This window comes from Eikenella sp. Marseille-P7795, assembly GCF_916618725.1.
Lineage (GTDB): Bacteria > Pseudomonadota > Gammaproteobacteria > Burkholderiales > Neisseriaceae > Eikenella > Eikenella longinqua.
The window spans coordinates 81,875-98,353 of record NZ_CAKAJZ010000004.1; the positions used below are offsets into that span (position 1 = coordinate 81,875).

Consider the following 16,479-nt stretch of genomic DNA (forward strand, 5'->3'; position numbering starts at 1 on the left):
GGCTACCTGAAAACGATGTCTTGCGAAGCAAGGCTGAGTTTCTGCGAAGCTAAAGCGAAGCTTCAACGAAGTTAAAATTGAGCTTTGCCAATCTCTGCAAACTCAATTTTCAGGTAGCTTCATAGCACGATATCTTCATGGCGCAAACAGCCTGCCTGCAAGCCAATCATCAATCCGGTTAAACTCTTTTCGGCGAAAGCAAAAATTTTCAGGTAACCTCCCCTCCGCCAAGGCTACCTGAAACCGGCCACTATTTTTCAGGTAGCCTTCACACCCCCGCCTCCGGCAGCCACCCGTTTGCCGCAAACGACACCGCCCGGTTGCCCGCCACGATGAAATGGTCCAGCAGACGCACGTCCAGCAGCGCGAGCGCCTGCTGCAAACGCCGCGTAAACGCCAAATCCGCCGCCGAAGGCTCGGCCGAGCCGCCCGGGTGGTTGTGCGCGATAATCAGCGCCGCCGCGTGGTGCTGCAAAGCCAGCTGCGCCACCTCGCGAACATACACCGTATTCTCCGCCACCGTGCCGCGCGACAGCTCCTGCAAGGCAATCAGCCGGTGGCTGCTGTTGAGCAAAAGCGCCACGCTCACCTCCACCGGCTCGTGCCCCAGCTGCAACACCAAATAATCCGCCACCGCTTCGGGCGAAGTAAACGCCGGCGTTTCGCGCATTTCCTCCGCCAAAAGCCGTCGCCAGATTTCGCGCACCACGGCAAACTGGCAAAACGCCGCCTCGCCCATGCCCTTGTGCCGCGTGAGCTCCTTAGCCGGCGCGGAAAACAGCCGGTTGAGCGAGCCGAATTCCTGCAACAGATAGCGCGCCAAATCCACCGCGCTCATGCCCTGCGTGCCCACCCGCAGCAAAATCGCCAGCAGCTCCGCATCGCTCAGTGCGCCCGCGCCACGTTGCAGCAGTTTCTCGCGCGGCCGCTCGTTTTCCGGCCAATGTTTGATGCCCACAATCACTCCTCCCGCATAAAAATCAAATTGTTGCCCAATCGTTTAAAACCAAATTATACAGGCCGCCCGCCCGTCTGCGGCAAATGCCCCGCCTGCCCGACGCGCCGCCCGGCAAATTTAACATTGCCCGCACCCTTCACAAATTTGACCTGAATCATAAAAAAATTTTTGCCTATCCATAGCTTACGTAAAAAGATTGGAAAAAGCCGCCGCAAAGGGCTACAATCTGCCACCTTTTTTCGTTTTATAAAAAAGTCCTCAACAAAAATAATTGGAGTTAGAAAACTATGGCAACCAAAGGACAAATGCTGCAGGATCCCTTTTTGAACGCCCTGCGCAAAGAACATGTGCCGGTATCCATCTACTTGGTAAACGGCATCAAGCTACAAGGACAGGTAGAATCGTTTGACCAATACGTGGTTCTGCTGCGCAACACCTCGGTTACCCAAATGGTGTACAAACACGCGATTTCCACCATCGTTCCCGCCCGCGCCGTGAGCCTCCAGCCGCCGGCCGAGCAGAAACCCGCTGCCGAAGCCGAACAATAAACAGGCACACCCGCGCGCACTGTCTGAGCCCAGCCAGTGCGTTTTTTCGTAGCGGCGCGGCAGCGGGGCAACACGCCTCCCGCCCGCCGCCATGTTATCGAAGAGAACACACCAGATGCCCCAAACCGTCGCCCTGATCGGCGCCATGCCGCCCGAAATCGCCCTGCTCAAAGACAGCCTGCACAACCTGCGCAGCGAGCAGGCGGCCGATTTCGATATTTACTGCGGCGAATACGCCGGCAAAAATGTCGTGCTGGCCTTGAGCGGCATCGGCAAAGTCAACGCCGCGCTCAGCACCGCGTTGGTACTGCAACGGCACCAGCCCGATTTCGTCATCAACACCGGCAGCGCCGGCGGCTTGGGCGGCGGGCTGAAAGTGGGCGACGTGGTGATCGGCACGCAAACCGCGCATCACGACGTGGACGTTACCGCCTTCGGCTATGCCATTGGCCACGTGCCGCGCATGCCCGCCCGCTTCGAATCCGACCCCGCCCTGTGCGCCGCCGCCGAGCAAGCGGCATCCGCCTTCGACCATGCCGCCGTGCACCGCGGCTTAATCGTGAGCGGCGACCAATTCGTGCACAGCAGCGAATCCGTGGCCGAAGTGCGCCGCCATTTTGCCGACGTGCAGGCGGTGGAAATGGAAGCCGCCGCCATCGCGCAGAGCTGCCACCGCTTCGGCGTGCCCTTTGTGGTGATCCGCGCCATCTCCGATTTGGCCGACGAAGAAGCCGAAAGCAGCTTTGAAACCTTTTTGAAAACCGCCTCCGTACATTCGGCCAAAATGGTGCTGCAACTGATTGAAGCGCTCTGAGGCTACCTGAAAGCGAAACTTCAACGCAGTTAAAACGGGCAAGGCAGAATTTCTGTGCAGCCAAGGCACAGTTTCAACACCATGAAAACCCTCTGCCAACTTCCGCGCGTGCAATCTGGCCGCGCCACCGCGAAAGCATTAAAATCCGGCCTAGCCGGCAGTTAGGGAACACAAGGGATGCTGTCCGAACCAAAGGCTACCTGAAAAAATGCTTGAGCACAGCCAAGGCAAAATTCCTGTAAAACAAAAAGCCCAACCCCATTTTCAGGTAGCCTTTCACCGCCGTCAGGCTACCTGAAAATTTCCACGCACCGAACACACCATGAGCACCCCGTTCTACAGCCAAGCCGCGCACTGGCTGCTTCAGAAATAAAATCAGAATCTTATTGTTTACCTACCCAAGTTGAAAACATCATGAACCTATCCCACATCCTCAACCGCGAAGCCGAACAGGCCTTTGCCGCCGCCGGCATCGAAGGCGCGCCGGTGGTGTTGCAGCCGGCCAAAAACCCCGAATTCGGCGATTTCCAAATCAACGGCGTGATGGGCGCCGCCAAACAGCGCAAGCAAAACCCGCGCGAGCTGGCGCAGAAAGTGGCCGACGCGCTCGCCGGCAGCAGCGTGCTCGCCTCCGCCGAAGTGGCCGGCCCCGGCTTCATCAACCTGCGCCTGAGCCCGCAATTTCTGGCCGATCAGGTGCACGGCGCCCTGCAAAGCAGCCGCCTGAACGTGGCGCAGGCCGCCGCACCGCAAACCGTGGTCATCGACTATTCCTCGCCCAATCTGGCCAAAGAAATGCACGTCGGCCACCTGCGCTCCAGCATCATCGGCGACAGCATCGCCCGCGTGTTGCGCCACTTGGGCCACACCGTGATCGCGCAAAACCATGTGGGCGACTGGGGCACCCAGTTCGGCATGTTGGTGGCCTATCTGGTGGAGCAGCAGGCGCAAAACGAGCATTTCGAGCTGGCCGATTTGGAGCAGTTCTACCGCAACGCCAAAGTGCGTTTCGACGAAGACCCTGCCTTTGCCGACACCGCGCGCGAATACGTGGTGAAACTGCAAGGTGGCGACGAAGCCGTACTCGCCCTGTGGCGGCAGTTTGTGGCCATGTCGCTCAAACACGCGCAAAACGTGTACGACCGCCTGGGCGTGCTGCTCAAGCCTGAAGACGTGGCCGGCGAGTCCAAATACAACAACGACTTGCAGCCCGTGGTGGACGAGCTCCTCGCCAGCGGCCTGGCCGTGGACGACGGCGGCACCAAAGTGGTGTTCCTCGACGAATTCAAAAACAAAGACGGCGACCCCACCGCCTTCATCATCCAAAAACAAGGCGGCGGCTTCCTTTATGCCACCACCGACCTGGCTTGCGTCCGCTACCGCGTGCGCCAGCTTAAAGCAGACCGCATCATCTACGTGGTCGATACCCGCCAAAGCCTGCACTTCGCCCAGCTTTTTGCCGCCTCGCGCAAAGCCGGCTGGCTACCTGAAAACGTGCAGGCCGAATTCATCGGCTTCGGCACCATGATGGGCAAAGACGGCAAGCCCTTTAAAACCCGCAGCGGCGACACCGTGAAGCTGGTTGAGCTGCTCGACGAAGCCGTGGAGCGCGCCACCGCCCTGGTGCAAGAGAAAAACCCCGAGCTAGACGGCCAAACCGCCGCCCGAATCGCCCGCGCCGTGGGCATCGGCGCCGTGAAATATGCCGACCTGAGCAAAAACCGCACCAGCGACTACATCTTCGACTGGGACAACATGCTCTCCTTCGAAGGCAACACCGCCCCCTACCTGCAATACGCCTACACCCGCGTGCAGAGCGTGCTGAAAAAAGCCGGCCAGTGGGACGCCGCCGCCCAGCCTGTGCTCACCGAGCCCCTCGAATGCCAGCTCGCCGCCGAGCTTTTGAAGTTTGAAGACGTGCTGCAAACCGTGGCCGACAGCGCCTACCCGCACTACCTCGCCGCCTACCTCTACCAGGTGGCCAGCCTCTTCTCCCGCTTCTATGAAGCCTGCCCCATCCTCAAAGCCGAAGGCAGCGCCCGCAACACCCGCCTGCAGCTCGCCGCCCTCACCGGCCAAACCCTGCAAACCGGCCTCGGCCTCCTGGGCATCGACACGCTGGAAGTGATGTAACCACTCCTCCGGCAAGCAAAAAGGCTACCTGAAAACCGATTTCCCGTTTTCAGGTAGCCTGTTTCTTTGTACCGCCTTTTTCAGGTAGCCTCCCGCCACACACAAAGGCTACCTGAAAATATGCCCACGCTCCCCGCCCCGCCAAACCACATCCTCCGCCCCGCCTGTGCTATGATTCGCCCCCTCATCCACACACACCCCTCCCCCGCCATGACCACCCTGCAAAACGACACCTTCCTGCGCGCCCTCGCCAAACAGCCCGTTGCCCACACCCCCGTGTGGCTCATGCGCCAAGCCGGGCGCTACCTGCCCGAATACCGCGCCGTGCGCGCCCGAGCCGGCGGCTTTCTCGATTTGTGCAAAAACACCGAGCTCGCTACCGAAGTCACCCTCCAGCCCATCGACCGCTTCGGCCTCGACGCCGCCATCCTCTTTTCCGACATCCTCACCATCCCCGACGCCATGGGCCTCGGCCTCTACTTTGCCGAAGGCGAAGGCCCCAAATTCACCCGCCCGCTGCAAAGCGAAGCCGACATTGCCGCCCTGGAAGTGCCCGACATGGCCAAACTGCGCTACGTGTTCGACGCCGTTGCCTCCATCCGCCGCGCGCTCAACGGCCGCGTGCCCCTCATCGGCTTTTCCGGCAGCCCCTTCACCCTCGCCTGCTACATGGTGGAAGGCAGCGGCAGCAAAGAATTCCGCCAAATCAAAACCCTGCTCTACCGCCGCCCCGAGCTGCTGCACCGCATCCTCAGCACCACCGCCCGCGCCGTAACCGCCTACCTCAATGAACAAATCGCCGCCGGCGCGCAAGCCGTGCAGATTTTCGACACCTGGGGCGGCCTGCTTTCCGATGCCGCCTTCGCCGAATTCAGCCTTGCCTACATGCGCCAAATCATCGGCGGCCTCACCCGCGAAAGCCAAGGCCGGCGCGTGCCCGTGATCGTGTTCACCAAAGGCGGCGGCCAGTGGCTCGAGCTTTTGGCCGACAGCGGCGCCGACGCGCTCGGCTTGGATTGGACGGCAAACATCGGCCAAGCGCGCCAACGCGTGGGGCACAAAGTGGCGCTGCAAGGCAACCTCGACCCCGCCGCCCTGTTCGGCACGCCCGACTCCATCCGCGCCGAAGTGCGCCGCATCCTGCAAAGCTACGGCGCGGGCAGCGGCCACGTGTTCAACCTCGGCCACGGCATCAGCCAGCACACCGACCCGGAAAACGTGCAAGCCCTGGTGGCCGCCGTGCACGAATTTTCCGCGCAACAGGCGGGCTGATTTTTCAGGTAGCCTCTCCGCAGCAAAAGGCTACCTGAAAACTTTTCCGCCAAAGCAAACGGCCTGAAACCCATGCAACGGGTTTTCAGGCCGTATCTTTTTCAGGTAGCCTCCCCGTGCTGCAGGCTACCTGAAAACAGGCTGGCCGAAAGCGAAACTTCAGCGCCGGATAAAATAGCGAACAGCCGAACCCATCGCACGGATTCGGCTGTTTCTTTTTCAGCTAGCCTGCTGCTATTTCCCTGCAAACTCGGGCAGTTTGGCGGCAATCAGCTTTGGCGCAAATTCGCGGATTTCGTATTGAGCGAAATCGGGGTAGTAGCAGTCTTCTTCCAAAATCGCCTGCAATTCTGCGCGGCTGTCGGTGTGGGCGAAAATCACGCCGGCGTTTTCGGCATCGGTGTAGGGGCCGAGCATGAGGAATTTGCCGGCTTGGAAGTGTTTTTTGAACCACTCGGCGTGTTCGGCGAACATTGTTTCATGCTTCTCGGCGGGCAGGCCGGCATTGACGGTGATGTTGATGATGTACATGGTTTTTCCTTTTGAATAAACGGGTTTCGGTAAAAAAGTTTCCTGGGAGGGCTACCTGAAAAGTTTTCAGGTAGCCTGTTGCCGTATTAGGTGGCGATTTCTTTGATTTTGGCGATTAGGCGCTCGGCGTGTTGGCGGGCTTCCTGCTTTTGGGCGTTCACGGCTGCTTCGTTATCACGCGAAATGTAGCCGATGCCGCAGGTGTAGATGGCGCCTTGGTAGTTGAGATTGCACAGGGCGGCGGTGGTTTCAAACTGGGGCAGGTAGTCTTCCACGGTGTGTTGGAAGAAGCCGTCGCGCTGATACGCCGCGGCCGGGGCGCCGGTGGTGAAGGAGACAATCAGCTTTTTGCCGGCCAGCTTGGCGCCTTCCCCGTGGGCGAAGCCGAATACGAACACTTCGTCTATCCACAGCTTCATCAGGCCGGGCACGGAATACCAGGAGAAGGGGAATTGCAGCACAATCACGTCGGCCTGAAGCAGCGCGGACTGTTCGGCTTCGATGTTGAAACGGCGCTCGGGATACAGCGCGTCGAGCTTGCGGATTTCGGCATTGGGCAGGGCTTTGGCCGCTTCAGCCAAAATTTCGGCGTTAGCAATGGAATTTTGCAAATCGGGATGACCGGATACGATAAGAATGTTTTGCATGGTTATGATTTCCTTGTGTTGTGAAACGGGATGGGCGAATGATAGGGCTTGGGCAGCCATCAGGGAAATCGTGATTTGGTATGGGCAATATCACGCTTGTTGATAATGCTCGCAGCAAACAGCCACGAAAAAGGCTACCTGAAAACCGGCGGGCGGTTTCAGGCAGCCTTTTTTCAGGTAGCCGCTACAGCGTGGCGATGTCGATGACGAAGCGATACTTCACGTCGCTTTTCAGCATCCGCTCGTAGGCGGTGTTGATATCGGCCATGTTGATCATTTCCACGTCGGCGGTGATGTTGTGCTCGCCGCAGAAGTCCAGCAGTTCCTGCGTTTCCTTGATGCCGCCGATGACGGAACCGGCGACGGCGCGGCGGCCGAGGATCATCGGCACGGTGTTGAGCGGCGGGGTGACTTCGCCGAGCAGGCCGTCGTACACCAGGGTGCCGTCGAGTTTCAGCGTCGGCATGTAGGGGTTGACGTCGTGCGCGTAGGGCACGGTGTCGATGATGAGGTCAAACTGGTTCGCCACGCTTTTCATCTGCGCGTCGTCGGTGGAGATGACGACGTTGTGCGCGCCGAGGCGTTTGGCGTCTGCCGTTTTGCCCGGGCTGCGCGAGAAGAGGGTAACGTCCGCGCCGAGGGCGTGCGCGAGTTTGATCGCCATGTGGCCGAGGCCGCCGAGGCCGATGACGGCGACTTTGCTGCCTTTGCCGGCTTTCCAGTGGCGCAGCGGCGACCAGGTGGTGATGCCGGCGCAGAGGATGGGCGGCACGGCTTTGGCGTCGAGGTTTTCCGGCACTTTCAGCACGAAGGCGTCGCTGACGGTGATGGTTTTGGCGTAGCCGCCGTAGGTGGGCTGGCCATCGTGTTTGTCGATGCCGTTGTAGGTGCCGACGAAGCCGTTTTCGCAGTATTGTTCGAGGTCGTGTTTGCAGGGTTCGCAGTGGCGGCAGGAATCGACAAGGCAGCCGACGCCGACGAGGTCGCCCGCTTTGTATTTGCTGACGTTCGCGCCGACGCTGCGCACACGGCCGACGATTTCGTGGCCGGGGACGACGGGATAAATCGTGCCGCCCCAGTCGTTGCGGGCGGTGTGCAGGTCGCTGTGGCAGACGCTGGTGTAGAGGATGTCGATGACAACGTCATCGGCGCGCGGGGCACGGTATTCAAAGGTGAAGGGCACGAGCGGGCTGGTGGCGCTGTGGGCGGCGTAGGCCTTGATGGTTTCGGTCATGATGGGTCTCCTGTTTGAGAGGTGGAACGGATTAGCAGGAATGGCGGCAAGAAAGGCTATAGCTGACTCACTATCAATCGATACAAGGCAGCAAGCCGCAGATAGTACAAGTAGTACAGCAAGGCGAGCTAACGCTGTAGCGATTTAAAAGGGAGTTAGCTATACCTGAAAAGTATGCCGCCAGAAGGGGAATGCCATGCCGCATTGACCGCCCTGCCCACTTCTGATTACCCCCTGTTTGCCGCATGGCCTGGTGAACGGGATTCATCAATTGGCAGCGGGCGCGGCGGGATGGTTTTTCAGGTAGCCTTTCGGGCTTCATTACAGGCTACCTGAAAAATGTTTGGCTGCGACAAAGTTCACATGGTTTTACTTCACGGCTGCTCAAACCGCAGCCCGCCCTTGTTCATCAGCAGTGCGGGCGTGATGGCGACGGCTTCCTTGTTGGCCGCCATATCCGCCGTGCGCGTCAGATAATCCTGGAAATGCGGGGTTTGGCGGTGGGCTTGGTAGGCGGCTTCGCTTTCGTAAATCTCGTAGAAATACCAGCGGCTTGGGTTGCCCTGCTCGGTGGCGGCATACATTGCCAGCACGCCGCGCTCGACTTTGAGCGACTGTGCCATTTCCGGCAGGACGATGTTTTTGAAGGCGTGGGCGTGTTCGGGTTTTACGTCCACGATAACCAAGTTGTTGATGGTGCGGGCGGTTTGTCGCACGCGTTTGTCGCCGAGAAACTGCGGCTCGACGCTGATTTTGCGTTTGTGGTCGGTCAGGATTTCAGGGGATTTTTGCAGAAAGTTTTTGTATTGCGGCGATTGGGTGTGGACTTGGTAGGCGGCTTCGTCGGCATAAATTTCAATCATATACGCGATTTCGGGGTTGTCCGCGCGTTTGGCGGAATACATGGCGAGCGTGCCTTTTTCGCCGCGTATGGAGGTGGTGATGTTGTTTCTGCCCACTTCGTCATAGGCGGCGGTTTGCCCGTTTTGTATGCCGAGCTCAAAAATATTGAAGACGGGGGCGGCTTGGGCGGACAGGGACAGGGCGGCCACGGCGGCGGCGAGATATTTTTTCATGATGCGTTTCCTTGGTTCGGCGCGTTGGATGAACGGTTTCAGGCTGCCTGAAAAACGGCAGGTCGGGCATTGATGCCTGACGTTTGCGGTTGCTATCGGTATTTTCAGGCAGCCTGAAACGGGGTTAAAGGCTACCTGAAAAATATACGCGCCTATGCCTGCCCTTCCCAGCTGCCGCGTGTATCCACGCCGGTTTCTTGTGCCAAGCGTTCGAGTTCGGCGACTTGTTCGGCGGTCAGTACGATTTTGGCGGCTGCGGCGGCATCGCTGACGTGGTGGGGTTTGGTTGCGCCAATCAGCGGCAGCGTGCCTTTGGCAATCGCCCATGCAATCGCCACTTGTGCGGCGGATGCACCCAGCGGTTTGCCGATTTGTGCCATCGCGTCGGTCAGTTTTTGCAATTGCGGCAACACTTTATTGTAGGCTTCGGCGCGGCGGCTGCCTTCGGGCAGCGGGTTTTGTGCGTTGTAGCGGCCGCTTAATGCACCCTGTTCCAGCACCATGTAGGCGAAAAAGTCGATGCCGTGTTCGCGGCAGTAGTCCAGCGTGCCGTCGTCTATGGAATTGCGGTAGAGCAGGCTGAAATGGTTTTGCACCGCACTCAGTTTCAAGCCTTCTGCGGCAAGGATTTCCACCACGCGTTTGATTTGGTCGAGGTTGTGGTTGGATACGCCGACGGCTTTGACTTTGCCGCTTTTGAGCGCAGGGATGAGGTACGGTGTCCAGCGTTCCACGTCCAGCGAATTGTGTATCCAGTAGAGATCGATTTCATCAACGCCCAAGCGTTGCAGGCTGCCTTCCAGCATGGATGTGAACGGGTCGGCGGCGTTTTCGTCGGCAAGGTTGGGGGTGAATTTGGTGGACAGAATCACGCTGCCTTTGGGCTGACTGCGGACGAATTTGCCCAGCTCTTTTTCAGAATCACCCAAGCCGTAAGCATAGGCGGTGTCCCACAGATTCAGCCCCGCTTGCATGGCGGTATCGAACACTTCTTACATCTGCGCTTCGGTGAGCGTCTGTCCGAACACGGCATCGCCGCCGAATGTGCGACGCCCCAAGACCAGGTGCCGAGTGCGATTTTGGGATAGTTTTTCATGGTGTAACTCCTTGTTATCTTGTTGGGGAAAGGAATGGGCTGCGGCTGTTTCCTGCTTCGCCAAAACCGATGCTTCGGCCAGCCCGAGAAGATGACAGGCATAATACGGCGGCGGCCATAATAAGAGAAATGACGATTTGATATAGCAGGTATCACGCGGCGTGATAATAAAGAGGCTACCTGAAAACAAGCTTGCGAATTTCTGCAAAGCTAAAATTTTCAGGTAGCCTTTTTCAGGTAGCCCCATCCTTGCCCGGGCTATTCTCCGGCGCGCGCCAAAGCTTCGCCCAGCCCGGTGTGCCGGCTGTTTTTGCGCCGCACGGCCTCTTCCAGCGCAGCCGTGCCGCCGGCATAGCCGAAGCGCTCGCGGGCGCGGGTGACGGCGGTGTAGAGCAGCGTGCGGTCGAACAGGGCCGATTCGCCCGCATCGCCCAATAGCCACACTTCTTCATATTCCGAGCCCTGGCTTTTGTGCACCGTCATGGCGAAGGCAGTGTCGTGTGCGGGCAGGCGGCTCAGCGCCACGGCACGGAAACCGCCCGCGTCGGGGAAGAAGGCGGCCAGCCCGTCGCCCTGCGGCAGCACGATGCCGATGTCGCCGTTAAACACCTTCACCGCATAATCGTTTTCCGCCACCATCAGCACCTGCCCGGCAAACCAACCCTGCGCCGCCGCCCTGCCCTCGGCCGCCAGCAGGCGCAGGTATTCGCGGTTGAACTGCGCCGCCTGCTCGCGCCGCGCCGCCAGCACCACCAGCCGCTGCTGCTCGGCAAAGCAGGCCGCCGCATCGCCGCCCGCCACCGCCTGCCAATAATCGGCATGCCGCTTGGCAAACGCACGCGCCAAGTCGGCCGGATTTTCAGGTAGCCTCAGCAGCTCTGCGGGGAAACGTTCAAACGCCGCCACGGGGCCTTCGGCATTGCCCGCCACCACCGCCTGCGCCAATGCGCCCACGCCGCGCTGCGGGTCGAAGCGGTGGCTGCGCTCCAGCCGCACCACATTGCCGGCCAAGGGCGGCGGGCTGTCGTTTGCAGCGAAGGGCACGCTGCCACCGAGCCAATCGGCCAGCTGCGAGGCTTGGGCGGCAGTGAGCACGGTGGGCTGCGCCAGCACGGGCAGCACCGCGCCGATGCCCACCGGCGGCAGCTGGTTTTCGTCGCCCAGCAGAATCAGCCGGCCATGCTCCGGCACGGCGCACAATAATTGGTGCAGCAGCGGCAAATCCAGCATCGAGGCTTCGTCGGCCACGATGATGTCGAAGGGCAGCGGCTGTTCGCGGTTAAACTGCGGACGGCCGTTGCTGCCGCCCAGGCGCAGCAGGCGGTGGACAGTTTGTCCTTCCAGCGCAGCAAGGTGCTGCGCCACGGCTTCGTTGCCCGTTTCAAACGACCTCAGGGCGCGGTGTAGCGAGCGGGTGAGGTGCGCGGCGGCCTTGCCGGTGGGCGCAGTGAGTGCGATGCGCGGCAAATGCTCGGCATCGTGACACAACAGGGCTAAGAGCCGCGCCACGGTGGTGGTTTTGCCCGTGCCCGGCCCGCCGTTTACCAGCATCAGCGGCTGCAACACCGCCAGCGCAGCCGCCAGCCGCTGCCCGTCGTAGCCCGCATCGGGAAACCAGTCCTGCAAGCGCTGCCGCAGCCAGGCGTTTTCAGGTAGCCCCACCTGTCCGCGGGCAATGCGTTTGAGCTCGGCAGCCACATCCTGCTCCAGCGCAAACAGCCGCCCGCTAAACAGCTTGCGCCCGCGCAACACCAGCGGCGTGAAGCCCTCGCCATCGCCCACAATCGGCGCGGCTTGGCGCAGCTCGGCTGCCTGCTGCGGCGTGAGCGTGATGTAGCTGTGGCCGCCCTCTTGCGCGGCAAACAATTCGGCCAGCAGCGGCAATACGGGCGCGGCGGCCTGCGGCGCGAGGCGTTGCAATACTTCGGCAGCAGCCTGTGCGGCCAGAAACGGGGTTTCGGAGCTCATGTTTTCAGGTAGCCTTTTGGATTTGCTAGGGCGTTATTATATAAGCAGGAAATCGCAAATACACGCGCCGGCCTAATTTAGACAAAAAGTATAAATATTGTTAACTTAACTCTTTTAGCAACTTTTATTTCCTCCATCCTTGCAATTTTTAGACATTCTGTGCATAATGCGCAAAAAACAACCCATCGGAACGCAAACATGAGCGCACAAACCCTCTACGACAAACTCTGGAACAGCCATATTGTCCACGAAGAAGAAGACGGCACCGTCCTTCTCTATATCGACCGCCATCTGGTGCACGAAGTCACCAGCCCGCAGGCGTTTGAAGGCCTGAAAATGGCCGGCCGCAAGCTGTGGCGCATCGACAGCGTGGTCTCCACTGCCGACCACAACACGCCCACCGACCATTGGGACGAAGGCATCAAAGACCCGATTTCCAAGCTGCAAGTGGACACTTTGGACAAAAACATTAAAGAATTCGGCGCGCTGGCCTACTTCCCGTTTATGGACAAAGGCCAGGGCATTGTGCATGTGATGGGGCCCGAACAGGGGGTGACGCTGCCCGGCATGACCGTAGTTTGCGGCGACTCGCACACCAGCACCCACGGCGCGTTCGGCGCGCTGGCGCACGGCATCGGCACATCCGAAGTGGAGCACACCATGGCCACCCAGTGCATCACCGCCAAAAAGTCTAAATCTATGCTGATTGAAGTTTCAGGTAGCCTCAAACCGGGCGTAACCGCCAAAGACATCGCGCTGTATATCATCGGCCAAATCGGCACGGCGGGCGGCACGGGCTATGCCATCGAGTTCAGCGGCGAAACCATCCGCAGCCTGAGCATGGAAGGCCGCATGACCCTGTGCAACATGGCGATTGAAGCGGGTGCGCGCAGCGGCTTGGTGGCGGTGGACGACACCACAATCAACTACATCCAAAGCCGCCCGCTCGCCCCCAAAGGCAAAGATTGGGACAAAGCCGTGGCCTACTGGCGCACGCTGGTGTCCGACCAAGGCGCGAAATTCGACAAAACGTACACTTTCCGCGCCGAAGACATCGAGCCGCAGGTAACGTGGGGCACGTCGCCCGAAATGGTGCTGAGCGTGGACGGCAAAGTGCCGAACCCCGCCGACGAAGCCGACGCAGTGAAACGCGCGGGTATGGAACGCGCCTTGGAATACATGGGCTTGGCCGCCGGTACACCGCTGAACGAAATCCCCGTGGACGTGGTGTTCATCGGCTCGTGCACCAATAGCCGCATCGAAGATTTGCGCGAAGCCGCCGCCGTGGTCAAAGGCCGCAAAAAGGCCGACAACGTAAACCGCGTGCTGGTGGTGCCCGGCTCCGGCTTGGTGAAAGAGCAAGCGGAAAAAGAAGGCTTGGACAAAATCTTCACCGACGCAGGCTTTGAATGGCGCGAACCGGGCTGCTCAATGTGTCTGGCCATGAACGCCGACCGTCTCGCGCCGAAAGAACGCTGCGCCTCCACATCGAACCGCAATTTTGAAGGGCGGCAGGGCAACGGCGGCAGGACGCATCTGGTCAGCCCCGCCATGGCGGCAGCGGCGGCGGTGGCCGGGCATTTTGTGGACGTGCGGCAGCTGGCCTGATGGTTTTTCAGGTAGCCTCTACTCCGCCCCAAGGCTACCTGAAAAAGTTAAAATACCCACTCCAAGCAACCACACAACAGATTAAACCCATGAAACCCCTCAAAACCACCCTCCTCCTCGCCGCCCTCTGCCCCGCCCTGGCCGCCGCCGAACCCGTGGCCGCGCCCACGCCCGAGCAGTGCCGCACCGTGCTGAGCGAATTCGCCATGTTTGAAGCCTTCATCGCCGCCTGCCCGCGCATCGCCCGCGCCGAAATTGACACCCGCACCCGCCTGAACAACATCTACGAAGGCTTCGCCCGCTACGGCGAATGCGGCAAACAAATCGAAAGCGAGCCCGTGGCCTCCATGCTGCGCGAACACCCCGCCATCCGCCTACTCGGCCAAGACGGCAAACGCCGCCCCAGCCGCGCCGAAGCCGACGCCTTCTGCCGCCGCCACCGCTCCGACCTCCCCCGCATCGTGCGCAAATACAATCCCGGCCGCGACCGATAAGCCGATTCCCCATTTAAAGGCTACCTGAAAATCAGGCCGGGCAAAGCCCAAGCCGGTTTCAACAAAACAAAAGTAAAATCCGATAAATTCCGGTCAAACCAGCCGCCCGCGCCGCCGTTTTGGCCGATAATGCAGCCGCACGAGCCATCGTGCACATTTCAATTCTTAAACCCTAAGGAGCTGAAAACATGAAACAACTTATCATCCTCGCCATTGCCGCCATCGGCCTCTCCGCCTGTTCCAGCACTTGGCACGGCGTAAAAGCAGACACCGCCAACAACATCGACCACACCCGCGAAGCCGTGCGCAAAGGCAGCAACGCCGTCGGCCGCGGCATTTCCCACGTGGGCGAAAAAATCGAAAACGCCACCGAATAAACCAGCGCACACAGGCAGCTCCGCGCTGCCTGTTTTATCCGCCAGATTAAATACAACACATTGAAGATAAAAAGTTATACCCATTCCGCTGCCCACCCGTTTTTCAGGTAGCCTCCACCCCGCCACGAAACCCACCGCCATGAAATCCTTCACCCAGCTCACTGCCATCGTTGCCCCGCTCGACCGCGTAAACGTCGATACCGACGCCATCATCCCCAAACAGTTTTTAAAATCCATCAAACGCTCCGGCTTCGGCCCCAACGCCTTCGACGAATGGCGCTACCTCGACCACGGCGAGCCCGGCATGGATAACAGCAAACGCCCGCTCAACCCCGATTTCTCGCTCAACCAGCCGCGCTACCAAGGCGCGCAAATCCTGCTCACCCGCAAAAACTTCGGCTGCGGCTCATCGCGCGAACACGCCCCCTGGGCGCTCGACGACTACGGTTTCCGCGCCGTGATCGCCCCCAGCTTCGCCGACATCTTCTTCAACAACTGCTACAAAAACGGCCTCCTGCCCATCGTGCTGACCGAAGAACAGGTGGAGCAGCTCTTCCAAGAAACCTATGCCACCGAAGGCTACCGGTTAAACATTGATTTGGCGCAGCAAACCGTTACTACTCCCGGCGGCAGCGTGTTCAAATTCGACATCACCGAACACCGCAAACACTGCCTGCTCAACGGTTTGGACGAAATCGGCCTCACCCTGCAACACGCCGACGAAATCCACGCCTTCGAAGCCCAACGCCGCCAAAGCCAGCCCTGGCTGTTTCACAGCTAAAACCAAGGCTACCTGAAAACGATGTTTCCGTAGGAAGCTGAGTTTCTGCGAAGCTAAAAATGATTTCCGCCGCGCAGCAACTGGCATTTTCAGGTAGCCTCACATTCCCAAATTCCATACACCAAACACGGAAACCCATGAAACCCGCCCTCCTCCTCACCGCCCTGCTCCCCCTCCTCGCCCTGCCTGTCCAAGCCGACATCATCAGCAGCAAAGACCAGGCCGTCAAACGCGTGTCCGCCTCCGTTGCCCGCCACCGGCTCACCAGCCTCCAGCCCGAGTGCCTGCTGTTCATCACCACCGAAACCGCCAAAGGCTACACCGTAGACGTACACGAAGAACACAACGCCCGCTGCGGCGGCGACCCGCACACCGCCCCCCGCCTGTTTAGCTACGAAATCGATAAAGCCAGCGGCAATATGCGCGTGGACGACCCCGTGAGCGGCGAAACCCGCGCCATCGACTAAACCCTTGCAGGCTACCTGAAAGCGATGTCTTGCGGAGCAAGGCTGAGTTTCTGCGAAGCAAAAACCGCCTTCCGTTTTTCAGGTAGCCTTCATTTAGGAAACCCCATGCGCCTGTGGCACCAAACCCTCATCCCCCAGCTTCCCCGCGCCCAACTGCTCGGCCAACACCGCGAATGCGCCGCCCTGCGCGGCCACGGCTGGGGCAAACCGCACGCCACCGTAAACTACGTTTTCGCCCACAGCCCCTATCTGCTCTATGCCTACCACGTCCTTATCATGGACGAAATGCACCGGCGCGGCTACCGGCCCGATTCCGCATGGTGCGATAAAAACCATCGCGGCAAAACCTGCCCGCCCTATCCCGACCTCGCCGAAGAACCCGTTGCCAGCCCGATTTATCCCGAACACGACGATGCCTATCTGGCCGAATGTCTGGAAAATCTGCGCAGCAAGGGGATTGAAATATCAGGATAAA

General features: G+C 59.7%; 19 protein-coding genes. 10 read left to right on the top strand and 9 right to left on the bottom strand.

Annotation, left to right across the window (positions count from 1 at the left end; translation table 11 throughout):
* Nucleotides 1–268 precede the first annotated feature (268 nt).
* The gene (gene radC / locus LG371_RS07770) at nt 269–958 is read right to left on the bottom strand and encodes a DNA repair protein RadC (protein WP_225748201.1); all 690 of its coding nucleotides are present in this window, start codon (nt 956–958) and stop codon (nt 269–271) included.
* A 53-nt stretch (nt 959–1,011) separates the two neighbouring features.
* On the bottom strand, nt 1,012–1,305 hold the full coding sequence (locus LG371_RS07775) for a hypothetical protein (RefSeq protein ID WP_179945911.1): 294 nt from the start codon (nt 1,303–1,305) through the stop codon (nt 1,012–1,014).
* Here LG371_RS07775 and hfq point away from each other — a divergent pair.
* The 4 genes from hfq to hemE all read left to right on the top strand — a co-directional run bounded on the left by hfq (nt 1,246) and on the right by hemE (nt 5,725).
* Nucleotides 1,246–1,506: an RNA chaperone Hfq gene (gene hfq / locus LG371_RS07780; RefSeq protein WP_064090710.1), complete on the top strand. Its 261-nt coding sequence runs from the start codon at nt 1,246–1,248 to the stop codon at nt 1,504–1,506. The two genes, LG371_RS07775 and hfq, sit on opposite strands and share 60 nt — an antisense overlap.
* Before the next feature lie 115 nt (nt 1,507–1,621).
* Complete coding sequence (locus LG371_RS07785) at nt 1,622–2,320, top strand: 5'-methylthioadenosine/adenosylhomocysteine nucleosidase (protein ID WP_067593928.1); 699 nt, start codon at nt 1,622–1,624, stop codon at nt 2,318–2,320.
* Nucleotides 2,321–2,734: 414 nt separating this feature from the next.
* The gene (gene argS, locus LG371_RS07790; protein WP_225748202.1) at nt 2,735–4,453 is read left to right on the top strand and encodes an arginine--tRNA ligase; all 1,719 of its coding nucleotides are present in this window, start codon (nt 2,735–2,737) and stop codon (nt 4,451–4,453) included.
* A gap of 210 nt (nt 4,454–4,663) precedes the next feature.
* Complete coding sequence (hemE, locus tag LG371_RS07795; RefSeq protein ID WP_225748236.1) at nt 4,664–5,725, top strand: uroporphyrinogen decarboxylase; 1,062 nt, start codon at nt 4,664–4,666, stop codon at nt 5,723–5,725.
* Between the two features lie 234 nt (nt 5,726–5,959).
* Here hemE and LG371_RS07800 read toward each other — a convergent pair whose 3' ends face one another.
* The 7 genes from LG371_RS07800 to recD all read right to left on the bottom strand — a co-directional run bounded on the left by LG371_RS07800 (nt 5,960) and on the right by recD (nt 12,277).
* Nucleotides 5,960–6,256, bottom strand: a complete 297-nt coding sequence (locus tag LG371_RS07800) for a YciI family protein (protein WP_067593937.1) — start codon at nt 6,254–6,256, stop codon at nt 5,960–5,962.
* 86 nt (nt 6,257–6,342) lie between these two features.
* On the bottom strand, nt 6,343–6,903 hold the full coding sequence (locus LG371_RS07805) for an NAD(P)H-dependent oxidoreductase (RefSeq protein ID WP_067593940.1): 561 nt from the start codon (nt 6,901–6,903) through the stop codon (nt 6,343–6,345).
* A gap of 184 nt (nt 6,904–7,087) precedes the next feature.
* Nucleotides 7,088–8,137, bottom strand: a complete 1,050-nt coding sequence (locus LG371_RS07810; RefSeq protein WP_225748203.1) for an NAD(P)-dependent alcohol dehydrogenase — start codon at nt 8,135–8,137, stop codon at nt 7,088–7,090.
* A 374-nt stretch (nt 8,138–8,511) separates the two neighbouring features.
* On the bottom strand, nt 8,512–9,213 hold the full coding sequence (locus LG371_RS07815) for a putative quinol monooxygenase (RefSeq protein ID WP_067593946.1): 702 nt from the start codon (nt 9,211–9,213) through the stop codon (nt 8,512–8,514).
* Nucleotides 9,214–9,365: 152 nt separating this feature from the next.
* Nucleotides 9,366–10,202 carry an aldo/keto reductase gene (locus LG371_RS07820; RefSeq protein WP_225748204.1) on the bottom strand — a complete coding sequence of 279 codons (837 nt, stop codon included), beginning with the start codon at nt 10,200–10,202 and terminating at the stop codon, nt 9,366–9,368.
* 3 nt (nt 10,203–10,205) lie between these two features.
* Nucleotides 10,206–10,556 (bottom strand): hypothetical protein, encoded by a 351-nt coding sequence (locus LG371_RS07825; protein WP_225748205.1) that lies wholly within the window; start codon nt 10,554–10,556, stop codon nt 10,206–10,208.
* Between the two features lie 11 nt (nt 10,557–10,567).
* Nucleotides 10,568–12,277: an exodeoxyribonuclease V subunit alpha gene (gene recD / locus LG371_RS07830; protein WP_225748206.1), complete on the bottom strand. Its 1,710-nt coding sequence runs from the start codon at nt 12,275–12,277 to the stop codon at nt 10,568–10,570.
* A gap of 198 nt (nt 12,278–12,475) precedes the next feature.
* Here recD and leuC point away from each other — a divergent pair, with 198 nt between their 5' ends.
* From leuC to LG371_RS07860, 6 genes are all read left to right on the top strand, one after another.
* Nucleotides 12,476–13,885: a 3-isopropylmalate dehydratase large subunit gene (gene leuC / locus LG371_RS07835; protein WP_225748207.1), complete on the top strand. Its 1,410-nt coding sequence runs from the start codon at nt 12,476–12,478 to the stop codon at nt 13,883–13,885.
* Nucleotides 13,886–13,974: 89 nt separating this feature from the next.
* Nucleotides 13,975–14,379, top strand: a complete 405-nt coding sequence (locus tag LG371_RS07840; protein WP_225748208.1) for a hypothetical protein — start codon at nt 13,975–13,977, stop codon at nt 14,377–14,379.
* A 188-nt stretch (nt 14,380–14,567) separates the two neighbouring features.
* On the top strand, nt 14,568–14,756 hold the full coding sequence (locus tag LG371_RS07845) for a hypothetical protein (protein ID WP_067593962.1): 189 nt from the start codon (nt 14,568–14,570) through the stop codon (nt 14,754–14,756).
* A 139-nt stretch (nt 14,757–14,895) separates the two neighbouring features.
* Nucleotides 14,896–15,537, top strand: coding sequence for a 3-isopropylmalate dehydratase small subunit (gene leuD / locus LG371_RS07850; RefSeq protein WP_067593964.1), 642 nt, complete (start codon nt 14,896–14,898; stop codon nt 15,535–15,537).
* Nucleotides 15,538–15,674: 137 nt separating this feature from the next.
* Nucleotides 15,675–16,004, top strand: coding sequence for a hypothetical protein (locus tag LG371_RS07855; RefSeq protein ID WP_067593967.1), 330 nt, complete (start codon nt 15,675–15,677; stop codon nt 16,002–16,004).
* 105 nt (nt 16,005–16,109) lie between these two features.
* The gene (locus LG371_RS07860) at nt 16,110–16,478 is read left to right on the top strand and encodes a TIGR02328 family protein (protein WP_067593971.1); all 369 of its coding nucleotides are present in this window, start codon (nt 16,110–16,112) and stop codon (nt 16,476–16,478) included.
* The last annotated feature ends 1 nt before the right edge of the window (nt 16,479 follow it).

Excerpts from the sequence above, each read along its gene's own strand:
- hfq (WP_064090710.1), top strand. The coding sequence starts at position 1,246 with ATGGCAACCAAAGGACAAATGCTGCAGGATCCCTTTTTGAACGCCCTG.
- LG371_RS07775 (WP_179945911.1), bottom strand. The coding sequence starts at position 1,305 with ATGTTCTTTGCGCAGGGCGTTCAAAAAGGGATCCTGCAGCATTTGTCC.
- LG371_RS07785 (WP_067593928.1), top strand. The coding sequence starts at position 1,622 with ATGCCCCAAACCGTCGCCCTGATCGGCGCCATGCCGCCCGAAATCGCC.
- argS (WP_225748202.1), top strand. The coding sequence starts at position 2,735 with ATGAACCTATCCCACATCCTCAACCGCGAAGCCGAACAGGCCTTTGCC.
- hemE (WP_225748236.1), top strand. The coding sequence starts at position 4,664 with ATGACCACCCTGCAAAACGACACCTTCCTGCGCGCCCTCGCCAAACAG.
- LG371_RS07800 (WP_067593937.1), bottom strand. The coding sequence starts at position 6,256 with ATGTACATCATCAACATCACCGTCAATGCCGGCCTGCCCGCCGAGAAG.
- LG371_RS07805 (WP_067593940.1), bottom strand. The coding sequence starts at position 6,903 with ATGCAAAACATTCTTATCGTATCCGGTCATCCCGATTTGCAAAATTCC.
- LG371_RS07810 (WP_225748203.1), bottom strand. The coding sequence starts at position 8,137 with ATGACCGAAACCATCAAGGCCTACGCCGCCCACAGCGCCACCAGCCCG.
- LG371_RS07815 (WP_067593946.1), bottom strand. The coding sequence starts at position 9,213 with ATGAAAAAATATCTCGCCGCCGCCGTGGCCGCCCTGTCCCTGTCCGCC.
- LG371_RS07825 (WP_225748205.1), bottom strand. The coding sequence starts at position 10,556 with ATGGGGCTACCTGAAAAAGGCTACCTGAAAATTTTAGCTTTGCAGAAA.
- recD (WP_225748206.1), bottom strand. The coding sequence starts at position 12,277 with ATGAGCTCCGAAACCCCGTTTCTGGCCGCACAGGCTGCTGCCGAAGTA.
- leuC (WP_225748207.1), top strand. The coding sequence starts at position 12,476 with ATGAGCGCACAAACCCTCTACGACAAACTCTGGAACAGCCATATTGTC.
- LG371_RS07840 (WP_225748208.1), top strand. The coding sequence starts at position 13,975 with ATGAAACCCCTCAAAACCACCCTCCTCCTCGCCGCCCTCTGCCCCGCC.
- LG371_RS07845 (WP_067593962.1), top strand. The coding sequence starts at position 14,568 with ATGAAACAACTTATCATCCTCGCCATTGCCGCCATCGGCCTCTCCGCC.
- leuD (WP_067593964.1), top strand. The coding sequence starts at position 14,896 with ATGAAATCCTTCACCCAGCTCACTGCCATCGTTGCCCCGCTCGACCGC.
- LG371_RS07855 (WP_067593967.1), top strand. The coding sequence starts at position 15,675 with ATGAAACCCGCCCTCCTCCTCACCGCCCTGCTCCCCCTCCTCGCCCTG.
- LG371_RS07860 (WP_067593971.1), top strand. The coding sequence starts at position 16,110 with ATGCGCCTGTGGCACCAAACCCTCATCCCCCAGCTTCCCCGCGCCCAA.